This is a genomic window from Algorimicrobium bowmanii (assembly GCF_054031195.1).
Window position 1 is genome coordinate 1,314,753 of record NZ_CM132929.1, and the last position, 20,248, is coordinate 1,335,000.

A 20,248-nucleotide genomic window follows, 5' to 3' on the forward strand; every position below is an offset into this window, starting at 1 on the left:
TAAAGCGCTCTAGGTGTGATATTTTTTTATAGTTCGCATGAGAGGATTTGAACTTCTACGGAGTAATGTTTACCAACCCCTCAAGCTGGCGCGTCCACCAATTTCGCCACGAGGGCAATTAAAACAGGCTAAAAATAAAAAAAGTTAAGCAAAAATGCTTAACTTTTTTTTGTGACCAGACTGGGGCTCGAACCCAGGACCATCTCCTTAAAAGGGAGATGCTCTACCAACTGAGCTATCTGGTCATTTTGTTTCGCCGTAACGAGGGTGCAAATATAAAACCTATTTTTAATAAAACAATATTTAATACAGATAATTTAAACATGTTTGAATCATGGTCATCAACTAGATCTTTAAAAGATAAACTTCTAACCGTTTTTGCTATATCAGCCTCATCTATCTCAGCAATTTTAGAAATCTTGTAACCATTATTATTTAAAAAAGTTACGTTTAACGGTTTTGCAGACTTTCTAAACTATAAATATCTAATATTAGCGTCGGTACATTTGGATTCTAAAAGATTATAGCGTTTTTCCCTAATTCTAATGGTGTGTGCTTTAAAATTAGAAAGGTGTTCTAAATCTTTAATACTAAATGGAGTCTTTATGTTGTTTATGTGTATCCTTATAAATATTAAAAAAAGTAGTAGAATAAATGAATATGATAGAATAAAATTTATTTTTTAATCGACTAACAGTAGAAAATGAACATAGAAACCTCTATTAGTGTAAAAGTTGATTGTATTTCTTGTTTGTAAGAGTAGGGTGAAATTTGCTAATTTTTAATCTTTTGGAAGAAAGTAAAGCGCTCTGGATGTGATGCTTTTTTTATAGTGCGCACGAGAAGATTCGAACTTCCACGGACTAATGTCCACCAACCCCTCAAGCTGGCGCGTCTACCAATTCCGCCACGTGCGCAAATAAAACTGACTAAAAATAAAAAAAGTTAAGCAAAAATGCTTAACTTTTTTTTGTGACCAGACTGGGGCTCGAACCCAGGACCATCTCCTTAAAAGGGAGATGCTCTACCAACTGAGCTATCTGGTCATTTTGTTTCGCCGTAACGAGGGTGCAAATATAAGACCTATTTTTAATTAAACAATACTTTTTTTAGGTTTTTTTAAATTTTTTTTTCGTTGCTTTGTTGTTCGTTAATGTATCTTTTTAATTATCAATTTTTAAGCTAGAATATGAGTATAATTATTTTTGGGTATATGACTTCCGGGAAATCGCTAATTGGTGAAAAATTAAGTCAAATTTTAAATAAACCTTTTCAAGATTTCGATTCTTATATCGAGAAAAAAGAGGGAATTTCTATTTCAGACATTTTCAGGCTTAAAGGAGAAATTTATTTTCGTAAAATAGAAAGTGCGTATTTAAGTGATTTTTTAAAACAAGATGATATGATTTTATCTCTTGGAGGTGGTACACCATGTTATGGAAACAATATGGCGCTTATAAAGGAGCAAGCCCACGCTAAAAGTATTTATTTAAATGTATCGGTATCCGAGTTAGGAAAGCGGATATACTTAAATAAGGCGCATAGACCATTAGTTGCTCATTTGTCGTCTGAAGAAGAAGCAACTGAATTTGTTGGTAAGCATATTTTTGAGCGCTTAAATTATTATAATCAAGCAGACCTTATTATAAATGCCAATGGGACACCTGATGAGGTGGTCGCGTTAATTATGGAGAAGTTAGTCTAAATAAGCCTCATACGTATCGCCATCTAATACAACATCTACATGCTCATGTAATGACGTTGAAAGAGAAATACCTTTAAAATCAGCTTTTACAGGATACTTTTTATGATTACGGTTTACTAAGACAGCTGTTTTAAATTGCTTTAGTGGAACATTTAAAAAATGTTTCACACCATATATAAGTGTGGTTCCTGAATTTAGTACATCATCAATTAAAATAACCGATTTATTAGTGTACGCCTCTGGTGTAATAGATGTTTTAACCGTACTTAACGGATTTTTCTTATCTATTTCAACGCAACATAGAATAGGGGTAATAGTTGATATTTCGCTTAAAACAGTTTTTAGTTTTTGAGCAAGAAGATAACCATTAGAATCTATTCCGGCTAAAATAACCTCAGATTCATCAACATTGCTTTCGTATATTTGGTAAGCAATACGCTTTAATTTATGTACAATTTCCTCGTGGGTAAGGATGGTGTTCTTTTTACTGGTTTTCATAACTGCTATTTTTTCAAAGATACTCGAGAAAATTTTATTATTTTATTTTTCTGATAAATTTTCATCTTTATAGTCGTCAATATCACGTCTGTCTTTTTTAGTGGGCCTACCAGTTCCTTTTTTACGGTAATAATCCTTGGAGTACTTTAATAATTCTTTAGCGGCAAAAGCATCTTTAGGTGTCGTATCTACACGATATATATCAACTAGTTTAGCGCCTACGCGGTTTGGTGGGAGGTCATTAACTGTTAAATTATAATTAATTTGGTCTTTACGTACTTCAATTTTATCACTAGGAAACACTTCCCGACTTGGTTTTACAGCAGCCCCATTAACTTTAACGTGCCCTTTTTTACAAGCAGTAGTCGCTATTGTTCTTGTTTTGAAATATCTAACACACCATAAAAATTTATCTACTCGCATATATAAGGTCTAAAAACTACGTTAATGTTGTTGTACAAAATTATTTAAATATTGTATCTTGCCAACAAAAATAAGCAATATGAAATTAAGTAAAATGGTTGCTCTGGTATTAACTGTGTTTGCGGTTTTTACGAGTTGTAATAATGATGATGATGCTACAGATTATGTCGAGTTAAGAGATGCTGGCGTTGTTTATTCTGAAGATATCGTTGAAATTGAAACCTACCTAGAAACTCATTTTTATAATTATGAGGAATTCGCACAGAATGCTCCTTATAGTTTAGAAAATGACGTATTTGAAATTGTATTCGATACCATTGCAGGTGATAATGCAGATAAAACACCTTTAATTGATATGGTGTCTTCTAAAATAGTAGATTTTGATGATATTGAATATACATTATACTATTTAAACGTTCGTGAAGGTTTAGGGAAAGAAGTTCATTTTTCCGATCAAGCTACGTTAACTTATGAAGGTATTAGTGTAACGGATAATTATGTTTTTGATAGTGCTTCAACAGAGGCTCAGTTCAACTTACTAACCGTTGGTTCTTCCTCAGGTGTAGTTCCTGGTTTTCAACAAGCTTTAATAGAGTTTAAAACTAGTGATGATTTTACAGATAATAATGACGGAACTACTACATACCATAATCACGGTATAGGTGCTGTTTTTATTCCATCAGGTTTGGGTTATTTTAACCTAGCATTGGCAGGTGTAGATGCTTATACACCTTTAATCTTTAAGTTTAACATGTTTAAACGTGCTATTTTAGATCATGATATAGATGGTATTCCTACTTATATGGAGGATATAGATGGAAATGGTGATGCTTATGATGATGATACTAATGGAAACTTTACACCAGACTTTTTAGATAATGATGATGATGGTGATGGGTATTATACCGAAGATGAATTAGAATATGCGTCATATGAGATTATGAGTGGTGACCCCGATCCTGTATTTGCAGATAATGAATTTGAAAAATCTCGCGTAGAAAATAATGGTATTATATACATAGAATCTGTTATTGTAACGGATAGAGATGGTGATGGAACTCCAGATTATTTAGATTATGATACAATTCCTGAGTAAAACTTAGGAGTTTAAATTTAGATATAAGACATAAAAAAAAACCGCATTAGCGGTTTTTTTTATGTCTTATAATAAGTAAATAAACGTTTATAACGAAAGTGAAATACTTAATATTAATTGTTCTGGACGTGTATCAATACGACCTACACTTAATCCGCTGTTGGTAGCAAAAGTTGCTTCGTTATCACCAAATCCACGTTCGTAACGTAAATCAATTCCAATGTTTCGAATGCTAACTCCAACACCAAAGTTTAAACCAACTGTTAAGTCGTTTTCAACGTTGTCTATATCAATATCATTAAAATCGGAATTAATAATATATTGAAATGATGGCCCAGCAAATACATTAAGTATTCTAATAAAGCGCACACCTACTAGTAGTGGTGCATCAATTTTCTTCATTATAAAATCACCTGTATCATAGTCACTTTTGGTATGTGTATAAACTAATTCTGGTTTAGCGAAAATTTTCCCGCCAATTTTATAAAATACACCTAAATGATAGCCTACATTGCCATCTGGTTTTTCAGCAGCACTTACTGCAGAATCATAATAGTTACCGTTAGAGCCGTAGTTTAACCCACCTTTAACTCCAAATCCACCGTTGTTTTGTGCTGATGCCGTGCCTATAAATAAAAAGGAGGCAATCAAACTTAAAAATAAATATCTCATCATATTAGTTATTGGTTACCTCCTTTAAACGAAAAAGGTAAATGTTTATTTTCTATTAATAGCAGTTTTAGCGGCTTTTACAATAGCAGTCGCGTTTAAACCGTATTTATCCATTAATTGTGCTGGCGTACCAGACTCACCAAAAGTGTCGTTTGTTGCAATAAATTCCTGAGGAACAGGATTGTTTGTTGTTAAAACACGTGATACACTTTCGCCTAAACCACCTAAATGATTGTGTTCTTCAGCGGTAACAATACAACCTGTTTTAGCTACCGATTTTAGAATAGCGTCTGCATCTAAAGGTTTAATTGTATGAATGTTTATTACTTCAGCAGAAATTCCAGCTTCTTCTAGTGTTTTAGCAGCTTCAAGAGCTTCCCATACAAGGTGTCCTGTGGCAACAAGAGTAACATCGGTACCATCTACTAAGTGAAGTGCTTTTCCAATTTCAAACTTTTGATCTTCTGGTGTAAAGTTAGCTACCTTTGGTCTTCCAAAACGTAAGTAAACAGGACCATCATGCTCAGCTATAGCAATAGTAGCAGCTTTTGTTTGGTTATAATCACAAGGATTAATAACAGTCATACCAGGTAGCATTTTCATCAACCCAATATCCTCTAAAATTTGATGTGTAGCACCATCTTCACCTAATGTTAAACCAGCGTGAGAGGCACAAATTTTTACATTCTTACCAGAATAGGCGACACTTTGACGTATCTGATCGTAAACACGACCTGTCGAAAAGTTAGCAAAAGTTCCAGTAAAAGGAATTTTCCCGCCAATTGTTAATCCAGCTGCAAGTCCAATCATATTAGCTTCAGCAATTCCTACTTGGAAAAAGCGTTCGGGGTGATTCTTTTTAAAATCATCCATTTTTAGAGAACCAATTAAATCGGCGCAAAGTGCTACCACATTTTCATTAGTTTGTCCTAATTCTGTTAATCCAGCTCCAAAACCTGAACGTGTATCTTTACTTCCTGTATTTGTATATGTTTTCATATCTGTATCCACAAAAGTGGTTATCTTTTTAATTAATAATCGCCTAAAGTCTCTGGGTTTTGATCTAAACCTGTTGCTAATTGTTCGTCGTTAGGCGCTTTTCCATGCCATGCATGTGTATGCATCATAAAATCGACACCGTTCCCCATTATTGTTTTTAATAAAACACAAACGGGTTTACCTTGACCAGTTTTAGACTTTGCTTCAGCCATACCTTTTAAAATGGCATCGATATTGTTTCCGTCTTCAATTTCAACAACAGTCCATCCAAATGCTTCAAACTTACCTTTTACACTACCCATTGGTAATACAGTATCTGTAGAACCATCAATTTGCTGACCGTTTAAATCGATTGTTGCAATTATGTTATCAACATTTTTACCTGCAGCATACATAATAGCTTCCCAATTTTGACCTTCTTGTAGTTCGCCATCACCGTGTAAGCTATAAATTAAATGATTGTCGTTATTTAATTTTTTTGCTTGTGCAGCTCCTAATGCTACAGACATACCTTGACCTAGAGACCCTGATGCAATACGAATGCCTGGTAGGTTTTCGTGTGTAGTTGGGTGCCCTTGTAAACGGGAATTAATTAAACGAAACGTATTTAGTTCGTCTACAGGGAAATAACCTGAACGCGCTAAAACGCTATAATAAACTGGCGAAATGTGTCCGTTTGATAAAAAGAATAAATCCTCGCCATGACCATCCATATCAAAACCGTCTTTACGGTCCATGATATCTTGATAAAGCGCTACAAAAAATTCAGCACAACCTAATGATCCACCTGGGTGTCCAGAGTTTACTTTATGAACCATACGTAAAATATCTCTACGTACTTGGGTTGTTAAATCTTCTAATTGTTGTGTGTTTGACATGTATGTGTGTGTTGTTAAATTTTATACTGCAAAAATAATGCTTTATATAGAGTTTTTAAAAGACTTTAAATGCTTTTATTAACGATTTTAGGCCATTTGCTAACAATTTTGTTTTAATTAAGAAAGACATCATAAATTCTTATTTATATTTGTGCTCTCATGATAATTTGAATATGACATTTGACTTAAAAGTAACAGACCCAAAATCCAAAGCTCGGGCCGGTAAAATAACAACCGATCACGGTGTAATTGAAACGCCCATTTTTATGCCTGTTGGTACAGTAGCAACAGTAAAAGGTGTTCACCAACGCGAGCTTAAAAATGAAATTAATCCAGATATAATATTAGGGAATACCTATCATTTATATCTCCGACCACAAATTGATGTTTTAGAAAAAGCAGGTGGTATTCATAAATTTATGAATTGGGATCGAAATGTCTTAACAGATTCAGGAGGTTATCAAGTTTACTCACTCTCTGCAAACAGAAAAATTAAAGAAGAGGGAGTTAAATTTAAAAGTCATATAGACGGAAGTTATCATTTTTTTACACCAGAGAACGTTATGGATATTCAGCGTTCCATTGGAGCAGATATTATAATGGCTTTTGATGAATGTACACCATACCCATGTGATTACCGTTATGCTAAACGTTCAATGCATATGACGCATAGGTGGTTGGATAGATGTATTAACCATCTAGACAAAACACCTGTTAAATACGGTTATGATCAAGCGTTTTTCCCTATTGTGCAAGGAAGTACTTATAAGGATTTACGTAAACAATCGGCAGAGTATATTGCTAATGCCGGAGCTGTAGGTAACGCTATCGGTGGACTTTCTGTAGGAGAACCTGCAGAAGAAATGTACGCGATGACAGAGGTTGTAACAGCTATTTTACCAGAAGATAAGCCTCGTTACTTAATGGGAGTTGGTACGCCAATAAATATTCTAGAAAATATTGCTTTAGGGGTTGACATGTTTGACTGCGTTATGCCAACTAGAAATGCTAGAAACGGTATGTTATTTACAGCGCATGGAAGTATCAATATTAAAAACTTGAAATGGCGTGATGATTTTTCACCAATAGATGAAATGGGCATTACTTTTGTAGATACAGAATATAGCAAAGCTTACCTAAGACATTTATTTACTGTTAATGAGTTGTTAGGAAAACAAATTGCTACCATCCATAACTTAGGATTTTATATGTGGTTGGTTCGCGAGGCAAGAAAACATATATTAGCAGGAGATTTTGCCACATGGAAAGATATGATGGTAAAACAAATGAATAATAGGTTATAATTTAGACGTTAGCAAAAATTGAAAATACTTGATTGGTACATATTAAAACGATACCTCTTCACTTTTTTCGTTATGTTGTTGCTGTTTATTCCAATAGGAATAACAGTTCACTTAGCAGAAAAGATAGGAAAGATATTAGAGAATGAAGCTCCTTTTGGTGAGGTTATGCTGTACTTTTTAGATTTTACAATCTATTTTGCACACTTACTATTTCCTTTATTTTTATTCTTATCGGTAATTTGGTTTACATCCAAATTGGCAAACAATACCGAAATTATTGCTTTTTTAAGTTCAGGTGTTTCGTTTACACGTTTTTTAAGACCTTACATTATAGGGGCGTCTTTGGTTTCTGTTTTAGCATTAATATTAGGACTATACTTGGCTCCAGAAGCAAGTAAGGGATTTAATGATTTTAATTATAAATACCTTAAGACTAATAAGAGTGCTGTTGACAATCAAAATGTTTATAGACAAATTGATGACAATACTTATATTTATGTGAGTAGTTTTGATATTAAACAAAAACTAGGACAAAATTTCACACTTGAGTATATTGAGGATGGAAAAATGGTTAGTAAAATTTCAGCTAGTTCCATTCGATATGTAGAAAGAGACTCTTCTTACCGAATGATTTCATATGTAAAAAGAACAATAGGTGCTGGCGATGATATTATTGAAACTGAAAGACGTAAAGATACTGTTTTTGGTTTCGATTTAGAGGATTTGACACCTGTTGAATATATAGCAGAAACATTACAGTATAAGGAGCTGAATCGCTTTATTGAAAAAGAAGAAGCCCGTGGGTCTTCTTATATAAGTCGCTATAAACTTGTAAAATACCGTATATGGAGTTTACCTGCATCCGTATTTATTTTAACTATAATTGCTGTAGCAGTTTCTTCTATTAAGAGACGTGGCGGTATGGGGGTTAATCTCGCCTTTGGTATTTGTATAGCAATGGTTTTTGTTTTCTTTGATAAAATTTTTGGTGTACTGGCATCACAATCAGATTTTCCACCATTGGTAGCTGTGTGGTTTCCAAATGTATTATTTGGTATATTAGCCGCTTACCTTCTTTATAATGCTAAACGATAAGCTAAAAAATTACAGCCATTTACATCTGTTAGTGTTCATTGCAGGTTTTACGGCTGTGTTAGGGCAACTTATTACCATTGAGGCTGTAGCTTTGGTATGGTACAGGATGCTAATGGCTCTTGTTTTTATAGGTGTTTATGCCTATGTATCCAAAGCAAAACTTAAAATAACTAAAAAAGCGCTTTTAAAACTCAGTTTAGCTGGAGTAGTTATAGCATTGCATTGGATTACCTTTTTCGGTGCTATAAAAGTTTCTAATATTTCAATTACACTTGCTATGTTCTCAACAGGTGCTTTCTTTGCATCTTTTATAGAACCTATAATTTATAAGCGTAAACTAATAGCTTACGAAATGGTTTTTGGACTATTAGTTATTATAGGTGTATTTATAATTACACAAAGCGAATTGCATTACTGGAAAGGGATTGTTTTAGGTATTATTTCAGCTTTTTTATCCTCACTTTTTGCAGTATTAAACGGTAAGTTTTTAGAAGATCATTCAGCAACTGTTATTTCGTTTTACGAGTTTATTAGTGGTGTGCTATTTATAACCATATATCTAATGTTTTCAAATGCTGGATTTTCATCCGAGTTTTTTGTTCTACACGTATCCGATGTTTTATACCTCTTAATTTTAGCTTCGGTTTGTACCGCTTATGCATTTATAGCATCGGTATATGTCATGCGATATATTAGTCCATTTACTGTTGTTTTAACGTATAATTTAGAGCCTATTTACGGTATTATTTTAGCGCTACTTATTTTTCCTGAAAAAGAAAAAATGAGCACTAATTTCTATGTGGGGTCACTCATTATAATCAGTGTTATCCTATTAAACGGCATTCTTAAAAACATCAAATCACGTAAGTTGAATAAGTGACTTTTGAAGATATAAGTGTGTTTTTTTTTACCATCTGTTTGGTAATTAGTACCTTTGTAAAAAGCTTTATGCATGCCTAATATTTCAGCTTGTAATTTCTGTATAAAATGAAAAAAATATGTAGGTTTGTAGGCTAATTAATTTAAATGAAAAATTCCAATGGAATATTTAGAATTTGAACTACCAATAAAAGAACTAGAAGCACAGTTGCAGAAATGCGAGGTAATAGGTGAGGAGAGTGAAGTAGATGTTACCGAAACATGTAAGCAAATAGAAAAAAAACTGATTGCAACTAAGAAAGATATATACAAAAACTTAACGCCATGGCAACGTGTACAAATGTCTCGTCATCCAAACAGACCCTACACGTTAGATTATATTAAAGCTTTATGTGGCGACTCATTTTTAGAACTTCACGGTGATAGAAATGTAAAAGATGATAAAGCCATGATTGGTGGTCTAGGGAAAATAGGCGACCAGAGTTTTATGATTATAGGACAGCAAAAAGGTTTTAATACTAAAACACGTCAGTACCGTAACTTTGGTATGGCTAACCCAGAAGGATATCGTAAAGCTTTACGCTTAATGAAATCAGCGGAGAAGTTTGGCTTACCTGTTATTACTTTTGTTGACACACCGGGTGCATATCCAGGTTTAGAAGCAGAAGAACGTGGTCAAGGTGAAGCAATTGCACGTAATATTTTAGAAATGACACGTCTAAAAGTGCCAATTATCACTATTATTATTGGTGAGGGTGCCTCTGGTGGTGCTTTAGGTATTGGTGTTGGAGATAAAGTATTAATGTTAGAAAATACTTGGTACTCAGTAATTTCACCAGAATCTTGTTCTTCAATTTTATGGCGTAGTTGGGAGTATAAAGAACGTGCTGCCGATGCTTTAAAATTAACAGCTACAGATATGAAAAAAATGAAGCTTGTTGATCAGATTATAAAGGAACCTATTGGTGGTGCCCATAGTGATCGTGAAAAGACATTCTTATCTGTTCGTGATGCTATTTTGAAAACTTACGATGAGTTTAAAAACTTATCACCAAAAGATTTAGTGAAACAACGCATGAATAAATATATGGAAATGGGTGTCTATAAAGGGTAATCCGTTTTATATCATACAATATTAAAATCTGAAATTTTTTATTTCAGATTTTTTTATGCTTATTAACAATAAAATCAACTTATTAACAGTTAAATTGTTAACTACCCGTTAACAACCAAACCGGAAAACAGTTATCAATATACCTGTCTTTTAATTACTTTCGCTCTTATGAAACAACCAAATCAAATGAAGGGTTATCCCGTAGATAAAAGTACTCTAATTAATCTTGAGAAAGGTAAAATACCGCCTCAAGCAACTGATTTAGAGGAGGTTGTTCTTGGCGCGATGATGATTGATAAGAAAGGTGTTGATGAGGTTATTGATATTTTAAGTCCAGATGCATTTTATAAAGAGTCGCACCAATTTATCTTTGAAGCTATTTTTCAACTTTTTGAAAACAGTGAGCCTATTGACTTATTAACCGTTTCTAGTCAATTAAAGAAAAATCAAAAATTAGATGTTTCGGGAGGAGATTTCTATTTAATTTCTTTAACTCAGAAAGTATCATCATCTGCCCACATTGAGTTTCACGCACGTATTATTTTACAGAAATATATTCAGCGTAGTCTAATTAAAATATCTAGTGAAATCATTGAAGATTCTTACGATGAAACACAAGATGTATTTGACCTTTTAGATAAAGCAGAATCTAAACTCTATGAAGTAACACAAGGTAATATTAAAAAGTCTAGTGAAACAGCACAAAGTTTGGTTATTCAAGCCAAGAAAAAAATTGAAGAAATTTCCAATAAAGAAGGGTTAAGTGGTATTCCAACAGGTTTTACTAAATTAGATAAACTAACATCAGGATGGCAGGAAAGTGATTTAATTATTGTTGCTGCTCGTCCAGGTATGGGTAAAACGGCTTTAACTTTATCCATGGCTAGAAATATTGCAGTAGATCAAAATATCCCCGTAGCTTTCTTCTCGTTAGAGATGGCTTCTGTACAATTAATCATGCGTTTAATTTCTAGTGAAACAGGTTTGTCTTCTGAAAAACTACGTACTGGTAAATTGGAGAAACATGAATGGGAGCAGTTAAATGTTAAAGTGAAATCGTTAGAAAAAGCACCTTTGTTTATTGATGATACACCGTCTCTTTCTATTTTCGATTTACGTGCAAAAGCGAGACGTTTGGCTTCTCAGCATGGTATAAAACTAATCATGATTGATTATTTACAGTTAATGACAGCTGGTGGAACTCAAAAAGGAGGAAACCGTGAACAGGAAATATCAACCATATCTCGTAACTTAAAAGCATTGGCTAAGGAATTAAGTGTTCCGGTTATTGCATTATCACAATTATCGCGTGCTGTAGAAACACGTGGTGGTAGTAAACGTCCTTTACTATCTGATTTACGTGAATCTGGAGCTATTGAGCAAGATGCCGATATTGTAAGTTTTATTTACCGTCCGGAATATTATAAAATTGACGAATGGGATGATGATGAACGCTCTCCTACAGAAGGACAAGCCGAGTTTATTATAGCTAAACACAGGAATGGTGGTCTAGATAATATTCGATTGAAATTTATTGGTAACCTTGGTAAGTTTGATAATCTAGATGATTTTGATACACCATTTGATCATGAGTTCCATTCTAAAATGAATGAGAATACAGCTGACAATGCGTTTAAAACAGATCATTTCCCATCACCATCACCTAGTGATGCTTTTGGTCCTCCAGACGAGAATGAGGTACCATTTTAATATTTCAAGGGCTTTATTTTAAGCTAGAATTATTCCGTAATTTTAATTAAATTTATTGACCGTTTTTGTTAGGCATAACATGATTTTGCCTTAATTTTGCATTTTCAATAAATAAGGGCTCTATGAATCAATTACGTACAACAAATATTTTATTATCGATCATCGTAATACCGTTGGTGTTTTATTTACTTAAGACACTTTCCTTTATTTTTATTCCATTGATTTTTTCAATGTTCTTAGCTTTATTGTTTTTACCACTAATGCGTTGGTTGGGTAGAAAAAATATTCCCAAAGCAGTTAGTATCATTATTGTCATGATTCTTATTGCATTAGGAATGAAGGTAGGGATAGAGCTTGTAAAAATATCTGGTCATGAAATTCTAAATTCTGAGACTGAGTTTTTTGTTAAAGCTGAACAGAAATTCGATGCACTATTACTAGAAGCCAAAGAGACTTTTGGTATTCAAGTAGATAGTAAAGAGAGTTTATTTAAGAAGTTTATACATGAAGAAACATTAGGCGTTACTATCGATTTTGTTAGAAAAACGGTAACTATGATTTTAATGACAGTTTTCTTTGTTGTTTTATGGTTAGCCGAATCTATCAATATTCAAAAAGTACTTAATAGTACACTGTTAAAGTTAAAACATACTTCAGTTAAAACTTTTATTAAAATTGAAAATGACCTTATTAAGTTTGTGAAGGTTAAGTTTGGTGTTAGTCTAGCAACAGGTATTGGAACCGGTTTAGCTTGTGTATTTTTCGATGTTAGTTTTCCAATATTTTGGGGTTTATTTGCCTTTCTTATCAATTTTGTTCAAATGGTTGGTTCAATAATCACGGTCGTTTTATTATCTGCTTTTGCGTTTATCGAATTAGATCCTACAAGCACATTATTGTTTTTTGTACTTTCTATAACAGGAGTTCAAGTGCTTTTTGGTACCATATTAGAACCTATTTTTATGGGTAAATCGTTTTCTTTAAATGTAATTACGGTTTTAGTTATGCTAATGCTTTGGGGCTTTATTTGGGGAGTTCCTGGATTAATTATGGCTATTCCAATTACCGTATTCTTAAAAATTATGTTGGAACAATTTGAAAGTACTCAGGTTATTGCTAAATTATTATCAGGGAAAAATTAGCATTCGTATCCGTTTATAAAACTTTATAATTTCTGTATCTTTCAACTATGAAAAAGTTAACATTTCTTATACTGTTTTTATTTAGCTTAAATAGTTTTGCATCTTTTGTTTTGATTCCTATGGATGCCGAAAGTCAAAAAAACCATTTAAAAGCTTACGGTATTACTTATTGGACATTGAGTAATCAGATAAAGGTTAATTGGCTTTTAAATTATCGTGGAGGTTCATTTTTATTGCCAGATACCGATCGTATTCGTCGTGAGTGCCAAATTCGTGGTGTCTCTTTTGAAATACTTTCAAATTCTAAAGCTAATGCTATTCTAACCGAAATTACGAGTCCGAGTAAAAATATGGAATCTGTAGTTTTAGAAAAAGCACCTAAAATTGCTGTCTATACACCAAAGGGTAAATTACCTTGGGATGATGCCGTAACAATGGTACTCACTTATGCTGAAATTCCTTATGAGACTATATATGATGAGGAGGTTTTAAACGATGCTCTTTTAGCATATGATTGGTTGCATTTACATCATGAAGATTTTACGGGGCAGTATGGGAAATTTTATGCTAATTATAGAACGGCATCTTGGTATATAGATGAAAAGAAATCTGCAGAAAATCTAGCTAATAAATTAGGGTATTCAAAAGTATCTCAAGAGAAATTGGCTGTTGCTAATAAAATTAGGGAGTATGTAATTGGTGGCGGTTTTATGTTTGCTATGTGTAGTGCTACAGATAGTTTTGATATTGCACTCTCTGCTGATGGTGTGGATATTTGTGAACCTATGTTTGATGGTGATGCAAGTGAAGCAAACTATCAAAATAAAATTGATTATAACAGAACCTTCGCTTTTAAAGATTATATTCTGGAGCGAAATCCAAATGTATACGAGTTTTCTTCAATAGATATGACTAGTAAACGTCGTATACCTAAAATGACAGATTATTTTACATTAATGGATTTTTCTGCAAAATGGGATCCCATACCAACTATGCTTTGCCAAAATCATACAGCTTTAGTTAAAGGGTTTATGGGGCAAACAACATCTTATAATCGTGAACAAATTAAATCGAATGTAATTGTTTTAGGTGAAAACAAAACAAATGGTGAAGCCAAATACATTCATGGTATAAAAGGGAAAGGCTTTTTTACTTTTTATGGCGGTCATGATCCTGAAGATTATACGCACAAAGTAGGTGATCCTAAAACGGAACTAGATCTGTATCCTACATCTCCAGGTTATAGGTTAATCCTTAACAATGTATTATTTCCTGCAGCTAGAAAGAAAAAGCAAAAGACCTAGAGCGTTTTATGTGGTTTTAACATGGAATTATAGCTTTATAAAATATCTTCAATACAGCGTTAATTCATGTTCATATGCAATTCCTTTTGGTTAGAAATAAAAATGTATAATATATAATATGAGGTATATTTTAAGCCTACTTTTTTTGCTGTTTTTTTGTACTATTAATGCACAAAATGATAGTATAATTAATCATGGGCAGCAGTTAATTAATCAGAATAAATTACTGGAAGCAAACAATTTTTTTATTGATAATCTTTCCGTATCTGATAGTAAAGTACAAACATTTTATATTTTAATTGGTTTAGCCGAGATTCATAAGTTAAAGCTTGAATATAAAGAAGCAGGGGAATATTATATAAAAGCGAAACAAATATCACAGGAATTACAAGATCCTAAGCTTGAGTTTCTCTATCATGTAAAAATGATTGAGTTTTTTCGAAAAAGAACACTCTATAGTGATGCTACAAAGCATCTAGATGTGGCTGAAAAAATTCTTAAATCGGAATCTATAGATAAAAAATGGCAAGCAAAATTTTATGGACGTAAAGCAGCATTATTTACCGAGTACACTTTTAATAAAGATTCTACCTATATATATGCTAACAAGGCTTTAGAATTATCGGAACAAATTGGAGATAAAGAAGGTGTTTTTTCTGCTTCTTTAGAAATTTCAAGTGTTTATGAGAACCGATTTGAATTTGATCAAGCCATTAGTTATTTGGAATGGTTAATAGATTATGCCAAGCAAAATGGTCTTATCCAACAACAAGTAGATGCTTATATAAATTATTCACGTGTTTTATTTAAGAACAAAGAGTATGAAAAAGGTTTAAAAGAAAGTAAAGAAGCACTAGCTTTTGCTAAAACTAACAACCTTTTTTATGGTGAAATTTTATTTACCGATAATATAAGAAACTACTATGAAACGTTAGGAGACATAAATAATGCTTACAAATATTTAAAAATAAGATTAAAACTAACCGATGAATATTACAAAAAGGAACATAGTAAGTTTTTATTTGAATTGGAGGAAAAATATAAATTGTCTGAAAAGGAGCATGAAATAGCCATTAGTAATTTAGAATTAGCTAATAAAAATAAAGCGTTAGCATCAAATACAGTTAAACTTTACATTAGTATTTCTTTATTCTTTTTAGCCACACTAATTGTTGTATTGGTATTGTATTTTCTGAAAAAAGAACGTAATACCAGTACTAAACTGCAAAATCTGTCTAAAGAGAATGAGTTTTTATTAAGTGAAGCTAATCACCGTATTAATAATAACTTACAACTTGTAGTGATCCTTATAACCGATCAGTTAAAAAAGTCGAATGAATTAGAAAAGATTCAATTACAAAGCATCCTTACTAAAGTTGAAGCTATATCAACATTGCATAAGCATCTTTATAAAAATGAAGATAAAAACAAAATAGATGCTTCAAACTATCTAAATGATGTTAAAGCTAGTTTCATAGACTTATTTGAAGCAAATGGCATTCATGCTAATTTCAATATTGATTTGGTTAATATTCCAGCTGATCATGCTATGTATTTTGGTCTATTATTAACTGAACTTTGTATTAATTCTATAAAGCATGCTTTTGTTGATGATCAAAACAAAATTATAGATTTTCAATTAACACTTGAAAATGATCAGATCGTATTTATATACAAAGATAATGGTCTGTCTGAGTCCCCGAATATAGTTAAGCCCAAACTAATAGATAAACTTGCTAGACAGTTAAAAGTTGACTACACGATTTCTACGGTAAAAGGATTTTTATTTACTTTTAAAAAAAAGCACATAAATGAATAAAATTTTAGGAACAAAAATTTTAATTGTTGAAGATGAAATTCTTATTTCAGATTATATTTTTGAACTTTTAGATGAAGAAAAATTCACAAATATTAAAGTAGCTAATGAAGAAATTGAAGCTTTAAATTTAATGGAGACATTTGTGCCTGATATAATTCTTATGGATATAAATCTTAATGGAACTAATTCAGGGTTAAAATTAGCTAAAAATAAGAATAGGGGAGTTTCAGTGATATTTGTTACAGGTCAACATGATCTTGCTTTAATGAATGAAGCTTTCAATACCAACCCACATGCTTACCTTACTAAACCTATTAAAAAAGTTGATTTATTAGCCTCAATAAGTTTAGCTATTCATAAAAAAGAGAACAGTAAGTTTCAGTTTAAAGATGGGTATGATTCTGTAAGTTTAGACTATTCCGATATAAACTATATTGTAGCAGAAGGTAATTACAGTACAATATATACTACTTCTAAAAAATATACCATAAGACAAGCTCTGATAACTATTTCAGACCAATTGGATAGTAAGACTTTTAAGAGGTCACATAGATCTTACATTATTAATTCGCAAAAAATTAAACGGATTACAAGTCAATCTATTTATATAGGAGATATAGAAATACCGTTATCAAGAACTTATGCAAAACAGTTTAAATAACCGTTTACATACAGTATTCTGTATTTCGAAACAATTTATTTGTACTACAGTTATTTCGCACTAAGTTTGCAGTCATAAGCTATTAGTTTATATGACATACGTCATATTCATTTATGTTAATTAGATTTAGGGGATTTAATTAATAGGCAAATAACAGCGACATCGTTAATGATGTCGCTGTTTTTGTTTAAGGGCATAAAAAAAACCAGTTCAATTAAGAACTGGTTTTTTAATAAGCGAAATATGTTTTACAATAGGCGAAACGCCTTATTTTACTTTGTTTACTACAGCTGCGAATGCTTCTGGGTTATTCATAGCTAAATCAGCTAAAACCTTACGGTTTAATTCGATATTATTAGCTTTTAATTTACCCATAAACTGTGAGTAAGACATACCGTGTTGTCTAGCTCCAGCGTTAATACGTTGAATCCATAATGCACGAAATGTTCTCTTTTTTACTCTACGGTCTCTATACGAATATTGCATCGCTTTATCAACCGCATTTTTTGCTACTGTCCAAACGTTTTTACGACGTCCGAAGTAACCTTTTGCTTGTTTAAGCACCTTTTTTCTTCTGGCTCTTTTGGCAACAGAATTTACTGATCTTGGCATAATTTAAAATTTTTTTGTAGTAGGCGATCTTTTTCAGATACTTTTTTGAGCCTAACTCCAGGGTTTGTAATTTGTTTTAACCGATTAAAACGTATTTTACTTTAAACGTAACATAGTTTTAATATTGTCCTCATCTGCCTTATGTACTAAGCCATCATGAGTCAATTTTAGCTTACGCTTCTTAGATTTCTTTGTTAAGATGTGACTCTTAAAAGCGTGCTTTCTTTTAATTTTACCAGTACCAGTAAGTTTAAATCTTTTCTTGGCACTAGATTTTGTTTTCATTTTAGGCATATTTCTTCCTAGTTTAAGTTATTTCGCTTACTATTTTAAACCTGAATATCAGGATTTATTTTGATTTCTTAGGAGCAATAAACATTGTCATACGCTTTCCTTCTAATTTAGGCATCTGTTCTACTTTTCCTAAATCTTCAAGATCTTGAGCTAAACGTAACAATAATATTTGTCCTTGTTCTTTAAAAACAATCGAACGCCCTTTAAAAAAGACAAATGCTTTTAATTTGGCGCCTTCTTTTAAAAACTTCTCAGCATGTTTTTTCTTAAATTCATAATCATGATCATCTGTTTGAGGACCAAAACGAATTTCTTTAACAACAACTTTTGAAGCTTTTGCTTTTAAAACTTTTTCTCGCTTCTTTTGTTCATAAAGAAACTTTTTATAATCCATCACTTTACAAACAGGAGGATCTGCTTTTGGAGATATTTCAACAAGGTCAAGTCCTTGCTCATCGGCTATTGCCAATGCTTGTTTGGTTGGATATACTCCAACTTCTACATTATCACCTACTAAACGCACTTTTTCAACCCTGATTTTAGCGTTGATTCTATGCTGATCTTCTTGATTCACTCTTCGAGGAGCTTGTCTTCTTCTACGTATTGCTATGGCCTTATAATTTTAGTTTAACTTATTTTTTTTAAAAACTCTTTAATGTTTTGTTGACTTCTGTATTTAATATGTCAGTAAAGTCTTGTACAGAAATCATGCCAAGATCTTCACCCCCGTGCTGTCGGACAGAAATTTTACCTTCTTGTTCTTCTTGCTCACCAACAATAATCATGTATGGGATTTTTTTCATTTCGGCTTCCCGAATTTTTTTACCCATCGTTTCATTTCTATTGTCAATTAATGCGCGAATTTCGTTATTTTCTAGCAAATTTAAAACTTTTTTCGCGTATTTTTCATATTTCTCACTAATAGATAGAACAATAACTTGTTCAGGCACTAACCATAACGGGAAATTTCCTGCAGTATGTTCTAATAAAATAGCTACAAAACGTTCCAAACTTCCAAATGGAGCACGGTGTATCATAACTGGACGATGCACTTCATTATCACTACCTTTATATGTAAGGTCAAAACGTTCAGGTAAATTGTAATCAACTTGTATAGTACCTAATTGCCATTGTCTGCCCAATGCATCCTTAACCATAAAGTCTAATTTAGGTCCATAAAAAGCTGCTTCACCTGTTTCTACTACATAGTTTAGGTTTTTATCTTTAGCAGCATTTAATATTGCAGCTTCAGCTTTTTCCCAATTTTCATCACTACCTATATATTTATTTGGATTTTCAGGGTCTCTTAAAGAAACCTGAGCTGTGAAATTTTCAAAGCCTAAAGATCCAAATACATAAAGTACTAAATCTATTACCTCTTTAAATTCCGCATCTAATTGATCTGGTGTACAAAAAATATGTGCATCATCTTGAGTAAATCCACGTACTCGTGTTAAACCATGTAATTCACCGCTTTGTTCATATCTGTAAACAGTTCCAAATTCAGCAAAACGTTTTGGTAAATCTTTATAGGACCATTGACTACTATTATATATTTCACAATGGTGTGGACAGTTCATCGGTTTTAATAAAAACTCCTCACCATCTTTAGGTGTCGTGATAGGTTGAAAACTGTCTTCCCCGTATTTAGCGTAGTGACCAGAAGTTTCATATAGTTCTTTCTGTCCAATATGTGGTGTTACTACCATTTCATACCCTGCTTTTTTCTGAGCTTTCTTTAAAAAGTTCTCTAAGCGTTCACGTAATGCTGCTCCTTTAGGTAACCATAATGGTAAACCTTGTCCTACTTTTTGAGAAAAAGTAAATAGACCTAATTCTTTACCTAGTTTTCTATGATCGCGTTTTTTTGCTTCCTCTAATAAATGTAGGTACTCTGTAAGTTCTTTTTGTTTAGGAAATGAAATACCATATACACGTGTAAGTTGCTGATTGTTTTCGTCACCTTTCCAATATGCACCCGCTACACTTAATATCTTAATAGCTTTAACAATACCTGTATTTGGTATATGGCCACCACGACAT

The 20,248-nt window shown here is 32.5% G+C and carries 20 protein-coding genes and 3 tRNA genes (1 of these 23 running past the window's edge); 11 read left to right on the forward strand and 12 right to left on the reverse strand.

Going from position 1 to position 20,248, the window contains the following annotated elements:
• Positions 1 to 172 precede the first annotated feature (172 nt).
• From ACW5R3_RS05745 to ACW5R3_RS05755, 3 genes are all read right to left on the reverse strand, one after another.
• Positions 173 to 245 (reverse strand) — tRNA-Lys (locus ACW5R3_RS05745).
• A gap of 588 nt (positions 246 to 833) precedes the next feature.
• A tRNA-Leu gene (locus ACW5R3_RS05750) sits at positions 834 to 917 on the reverse strand.
• A 56-nt stretch (positions 918 to 973) separates the two neighbouring features.
• Positions 974 to 1,046 (reverse strand) — tRNA-Lys (locus ACW5R3_RS05755).
• 143 nt (positions 1,047 to 1,189) lie between these two features.
• Between ACW5R3_RS05755 and ACW5R3_RS05760 the strand changes: the two genes are divergently transcribed.
• Positions 1,190 to 1,705 (forward strand): shikimate kinase, encoded by a 516-nt coding sequence (locus tag ACW5R3_RS05760; RefSeq protein ID WP_456578656.1) that lies wholly within the window; start codon positions 1,190 to 1,192, stop codon positions 1,703 to 1,705.
• On the opposite strand, the gene ACW5R3_RS05765 is transcribed toward ACW5R3_RS05760, so the two are convergent.
• Positions 1,697 to 2,203, reverse strand: coding sequence for a phosphoribosyltransferase family protein (locus ACW5R3_RS05765; protein ID WP_456578657.1), 507 nt, complete (start codon positions 2,201 to 2,203; stop codon positions 1,697 to 1,699). The genes ACW5R3_RS05760 and ACW5R3_RS05765 overlap by 9 nt on opposite strands.
• A gap of 42 nt (positions 2,204 to 2,245) precedes the next feature.
• Positions 2,246 to 2,626 (reverse strand): RNA-binding S4 domain-containing protein, encoded by a 381-nt coding sequence (locus ACW5R3_RS05770; protein WP_456578658.1) that lies wholly within the window; start codon positions 2,624 to 2,626, stop codon positions 2,246 to 2,248.
• A gap of 79 nt (positions 2,627 to 2,705) precedes the next feature.
• Between ACW5R3_RS05770 and ACW5R3_RS05775 the strand changes: the two genes are divergently transcribed.
• Positions 2,706 to 3,722, forward strand: a complete 1,017-nt coding sequence (locus ACW5R3_RS05775; RefSeq protein WP_456578659.1) for an FKBP-type peptidyl-prolyl cis-trans isomerase — start codon at positions 2,706 to 2,708, stop codon at positions 3,720 to 3,722.
• A gap of 87 nt (positions 3,723 to 3,809) precedes the next feature.
• Here ACW5R3_RS05775 and ACW5R3_RS05780 read toward each other — a convergent pair whose 3' ends face one another.
• From ACW5R3_RS05780 to ACW5R3_RS05790, 3 genes are read right to left on the reverse strand one after another with little or no spacing between them, the layout of a single operon-like run.
• Positions 3,810 to 4,394, reverse strand: a complete 585-nt coding sequence (locus ACW5R3_RS05780; protein ID WP_456578810.1) for an outer membrane beta-barrel protein — start codon at positions 4,392 to 4,394, stop codon at positions 3,810 to 3,812.
• 45 nt (positions 4,395 to 4,439) lie between these two features.
• On the reverse strand, positions 4,440 to 5,393 hold the full coding sequence (locus ACW5R3_RS05785) for a transketolase family protein (protein ID WP_456578660.1): 954 nt from the start codon (positions 5,391 to 5,393) through the stop codon (positions 4,440 to 4,442).
• Positions 5,394 to 5,425: 32 nt separating this feature from the next.
• Complete coding sequence (locus ACW5R3_RS05790; protein WP_456578661.1) at positions 5,426 to 6,271, reverse strand: transketolase; 846 nt, start codon at positions 6,269 to 6,271, stop codon at positions 5,426 to 5,428.
• A 173-nt stretch (positions 6,272 to 6,444) separates the two neighbouring features.
• On the opposite strand from ACW5R3_RS05790, the gene tgt reads away from it, so the two are divergent.
• The 9 genes from tgt (at position 6,445) to ACW5R3_RS05835 (ending at position 17,299) form a co-directional block, all read left to right on the forward strand.
• Positions 6,445 to 7,575 carry a tRNA guanosine(34) transglycosylase Tgt gene (gene tgt, locus ACW5R3_RS05795; RefSeq protein ID WP_456578662.1) on the forward strand — a complete coding sequence of 377 codons (1,131 nt, stop codon included), beginning with the start codon at positions 6,445 to 6,447 and terminating at the stop codon, positions 7,573 to 7,575.
• A 72-nt stretch (positions 7,576 to 7,647) separates the two neighbouring features.
• Positions 7,648 to 8,670 carry an LptF/LptG family permease gene (locus ACW5R3_RS05800; protein WP_456578811.1) on the forward strand — a complete coding sequence of 341 codons (1,023 nt, stop codon included), beginning with the start codon at positions 7,648 to 7,650 and terminating at the stop codon, positions 8,668 to 8,670.
• A complete protein-coding gene (locus ACW5R3_RS05805; RefSeq protein WP_456578663.1) occupies positions 8,657 to 9,550 on the forward strand; it encodes a DMT family transporter in 894 nt (297 codons plus the stop codon). Before ACW5R3_RS05800 ends, ACW5R3_RS05805 begins: the two co-directional genes overlap by 14 nt.
• 159 nt (positions 9,551 to 9,709) lie before the next feature.
• A complete protein-coding gene (locus ACW5R3_RS05810; RefSeq protein ID WP_456578664.1) occupies positions 9,710 to 10,663 on the forward strand; it encodes an acetyl-CoA carboxylase carboxyltransferase subunit alpha in 954 nt (317 codons plus the stop codon).
• A gap of 168 nt (positions 10,664 to 10,831) precedes the next feature.
• The gene (dnaB, locus tag ACW5R3_RS05815) at positions 10,832 to 12,373 is read left to right on the forward strand and encodes a replicative DNA helicase (protein WP_456578665.1); all 1,542 of its coding nucleotides are present in this window, start codon (positions 10,832 to 10,834) and stop codon (positions 12,371 to 12,373) included.
• Positions 12,374 to 12,495: 122 nt separating this feature from the next.
• Positions 12,496 to 13,515 (forward strand): AI-2E family transporter, encoded by a 1,020-nt coding sequence (locus ACW5R3_RS05820; protein WP_456578666.1) that lies wholly within the window; start codon positions 12,496 to 12,498, stop codon positions 13,513 to 13,515.
• A gap of 119 nt (positions 13,516 to 13,634) precedes the next feature.
• Complete coding sequence (locus ACW5R3_RS05825) at positions 13,635 to 14,819, forward strand: asparagine synthetase B (RefSeq protein WP_456578812.1); 1,185 nt, start codon at positions 13,635 to 13,637, stop codon at positions 14,817 to 14,819.
• Between the two features lie 118 nt (positions 14,820 to 14,937).
• Entirely contained in the window at positions 14,938 to 16,638 is a 1,701-nt protein-coding gene (locus ACW5R3_RS05830) for a sensor histidine kinase (RefSeq protein WP_456578667.1), read from the forward strand.
• On the forward strand, positions 16,631 to 17,299 hold the full coding sequence (locus ACW5R3_RS05835; RefSeq protein WP_456578668.1) for a LytR/AlgR family response regulator transcription factor: 669 nt from the start codon (positions 16,631 to 16,633) through the stop codon (positions 17,297 to 17,299). Before ACW5R3_RS05830 ends, ACW5R3_RS05835 begins: the two co-directional genes overlap by 8 nt.
• 267 nt (positions 17,300 to 17,566) lie before the next feature.
• Here ACW5R3_RS05835 and rplT read toward each other — a convergent pair whose 3' ends face one another.
• The 4 genes from rplT to thrS form a co-directional block, all read right to left on the reverse strand.
• Positions 17,567 to 17,911 (reverse strand): 50S ribosomal protein L20, encoded by a 345-nt coding sequence (gene rplT / locus ACW5R3_RS05840; RefSeq protein WP_456578669.1) that lies wholly within the window; start codon positions 17,909 to 17,911, stop codon positions 17,567 to 17,569.
• Between the two features lie 96 nt (positions 17,912 to 18,007).
• Complete coding sequence (gene rpmI, locus ACW5R3_RS05845) at positions 18,008 to 18,205, reverse strand: 50S ribosomal protein L35 (RefSeq protein WP_215925145.1); 198 nt, start codon at positions 18,203 to 18,205, stop codon at positions 18,008 to 18,010.
• 55 nt (positions 18,206 to 18,260) lie between these two features.
• A complete protein-coding gene (infC, locus tag ACW5R3_RS05850) occupies positions 18,261 to 18,779 on the reverse strand; it encodes a translation initiation factor IF-3 (RefSeq protein WP_456578670.1) in 519 nt (172 codons plus the stop codon).
• Positions 18,780 to 18,846: 67 nt separating this feature from the next.
• Positions 18,847 to 20,248: the 3' portion of a threonine--tRNA ligase gene (gene thrS / locus ACW5R3_RS05855; RefSeq protein ID WP_456578671.1), read on the reverse strand. 536 nt of this gene lie beyond the right edge of the window; 1,402 of the gene's 1,938 nt are visible here — the last part of the coding sequence; the start codon falls outside the window, past its right edge; it ends in the stop codon at positions 18,847 to 18,849.

Excerpts from the sequence above, each read along its gene's own strand:
- ACW5R3_RS05780 (WP_456578810.1), bottom strand. The coding sequence starts at position 4,394 with ATGAGATATTTATTTTTAAGTTTGATTGCCTCCTTTTTATTTATAGGC.
- ACW5R3_RS05785 (WP_456578660.1), bottom strand. The coding sequence starts at position 5,393 with ATGAAAACATATACAAATACAGGAAGTAAAGATACACGTTCAGGTTTT.
- ACW5R3_RS05775 (WP_456578659.1), top strand. The coding sequence starts at position 2,706 with ATGAAATTAAGTAAAATGGTTGCTCTGGTATTAACTGTGTTTGCGGTT.
- ACW5R3_RS05810 (WP_456578664.1), top strand. The coding sequence starts at position 9,710 with ATGGAATATTTAGAATTTGAACTACCAATAAAAGAACTAGAAGCACAG.
- ACW5R3_RS05805 (WP_456578663.1), top strand. The coding sequence starts at position 8,657 with ATGCTAAACGATAAGCTAAAAAATTACAGCCATTTACATCTGTTAGTG.
- ACW5R3_RS05770 (WP_456578658.1), bottom strand. The coding sequence starts at position 2,626 with ATGCGAGTAGATAAATTTTTATGGTGTGTTAGATATTTCAAAACAAGA.
- ACW5R3_RS05765 (WP_456578657.1), bottom strand. The coding sequence starts at position 2,203 with ATGAAAACCAGTAAAAAGAACACCATCCTTACCCACGAGGAAATTGTA.
- rplT (WP_456578669.1), bottom strand. The coding sequence starts at position 17,911 with ATGCCAAGATCAGTAAATTCTGTTGCCAAAAGAGCCAGAAGAAAAAAG.
- rpmI (WP_215925145.1), bottom strand. The coding sequence starts at position 18,205 with ATGCCTAAAATGAAAACAAAATCTAGTGCCAAGAAAAGATTTAAACTT.
- ACW5R3_RS05800 (WP_456578811.1), top strand. The coding sequence starts at position 7,648 with ATGTTGTTGCTGTTTATTCCAATAGGAATAACAGTTCACTTAGCAGAA.
- ACW5R3_RS05835 (WP_456578668.1), top strand. The coding sequence starts at position 16,631 with ATGAATAAAATTTTAGGAACAAAAATTTTAATTGTTGAAGATGAAATT.
- ACW5R3_RS05790 (WP_456578661.1), bottom strand. The coding sequence starts at position 6,271 with ATGTCAAACACACAACAATTAGAAGATTTAACAACCCAAGTACGTAGA.
- ACW5R3_RS05760 (WP_456578656.1), top strand. The coding sequence starts at position 1,190 with ATGAGTATAATTATTTTTGGGTATATGACTTCCGGGAAATCGCTAATT.
- dnaB (WP_456578665.1), top strand. The coding sequence starts at position 10,832 with ATGAAACAACCAAATCAAATGAAGGGTTATCCCGTAGATAAAAGTACT.
- ACW5R3_RS05820 (WP_456578666.1), top strand. The coding sequence starts at position 12,496 with ATGAATCAATTACGTACAACAAATATTTTATTATCGATCATCGTAATA.
- tgt (WP_456578662.1), top strand. The coding sequence starts at position 6,445 with ATGACATTTGACTTAAAAGTAACAGACCCAAAATCCAAAGCTCGGGCC.
- ACW5R3_RS05830 (WP_456578667.1), top strand. The coding sequence starts at position 14,938 with ATGAGGTATATTTTAAGCCTACTTTTTTTGCTGTTTTTTTGTACTATT.
- ACW5R3_RS05825 (WP_456578812.1), top strand. The coding sequence starts at position 13,635 with ATGGATGCCGAAAGTCAAAAAAACCATTTAAAAGCTTACGGTATTACT.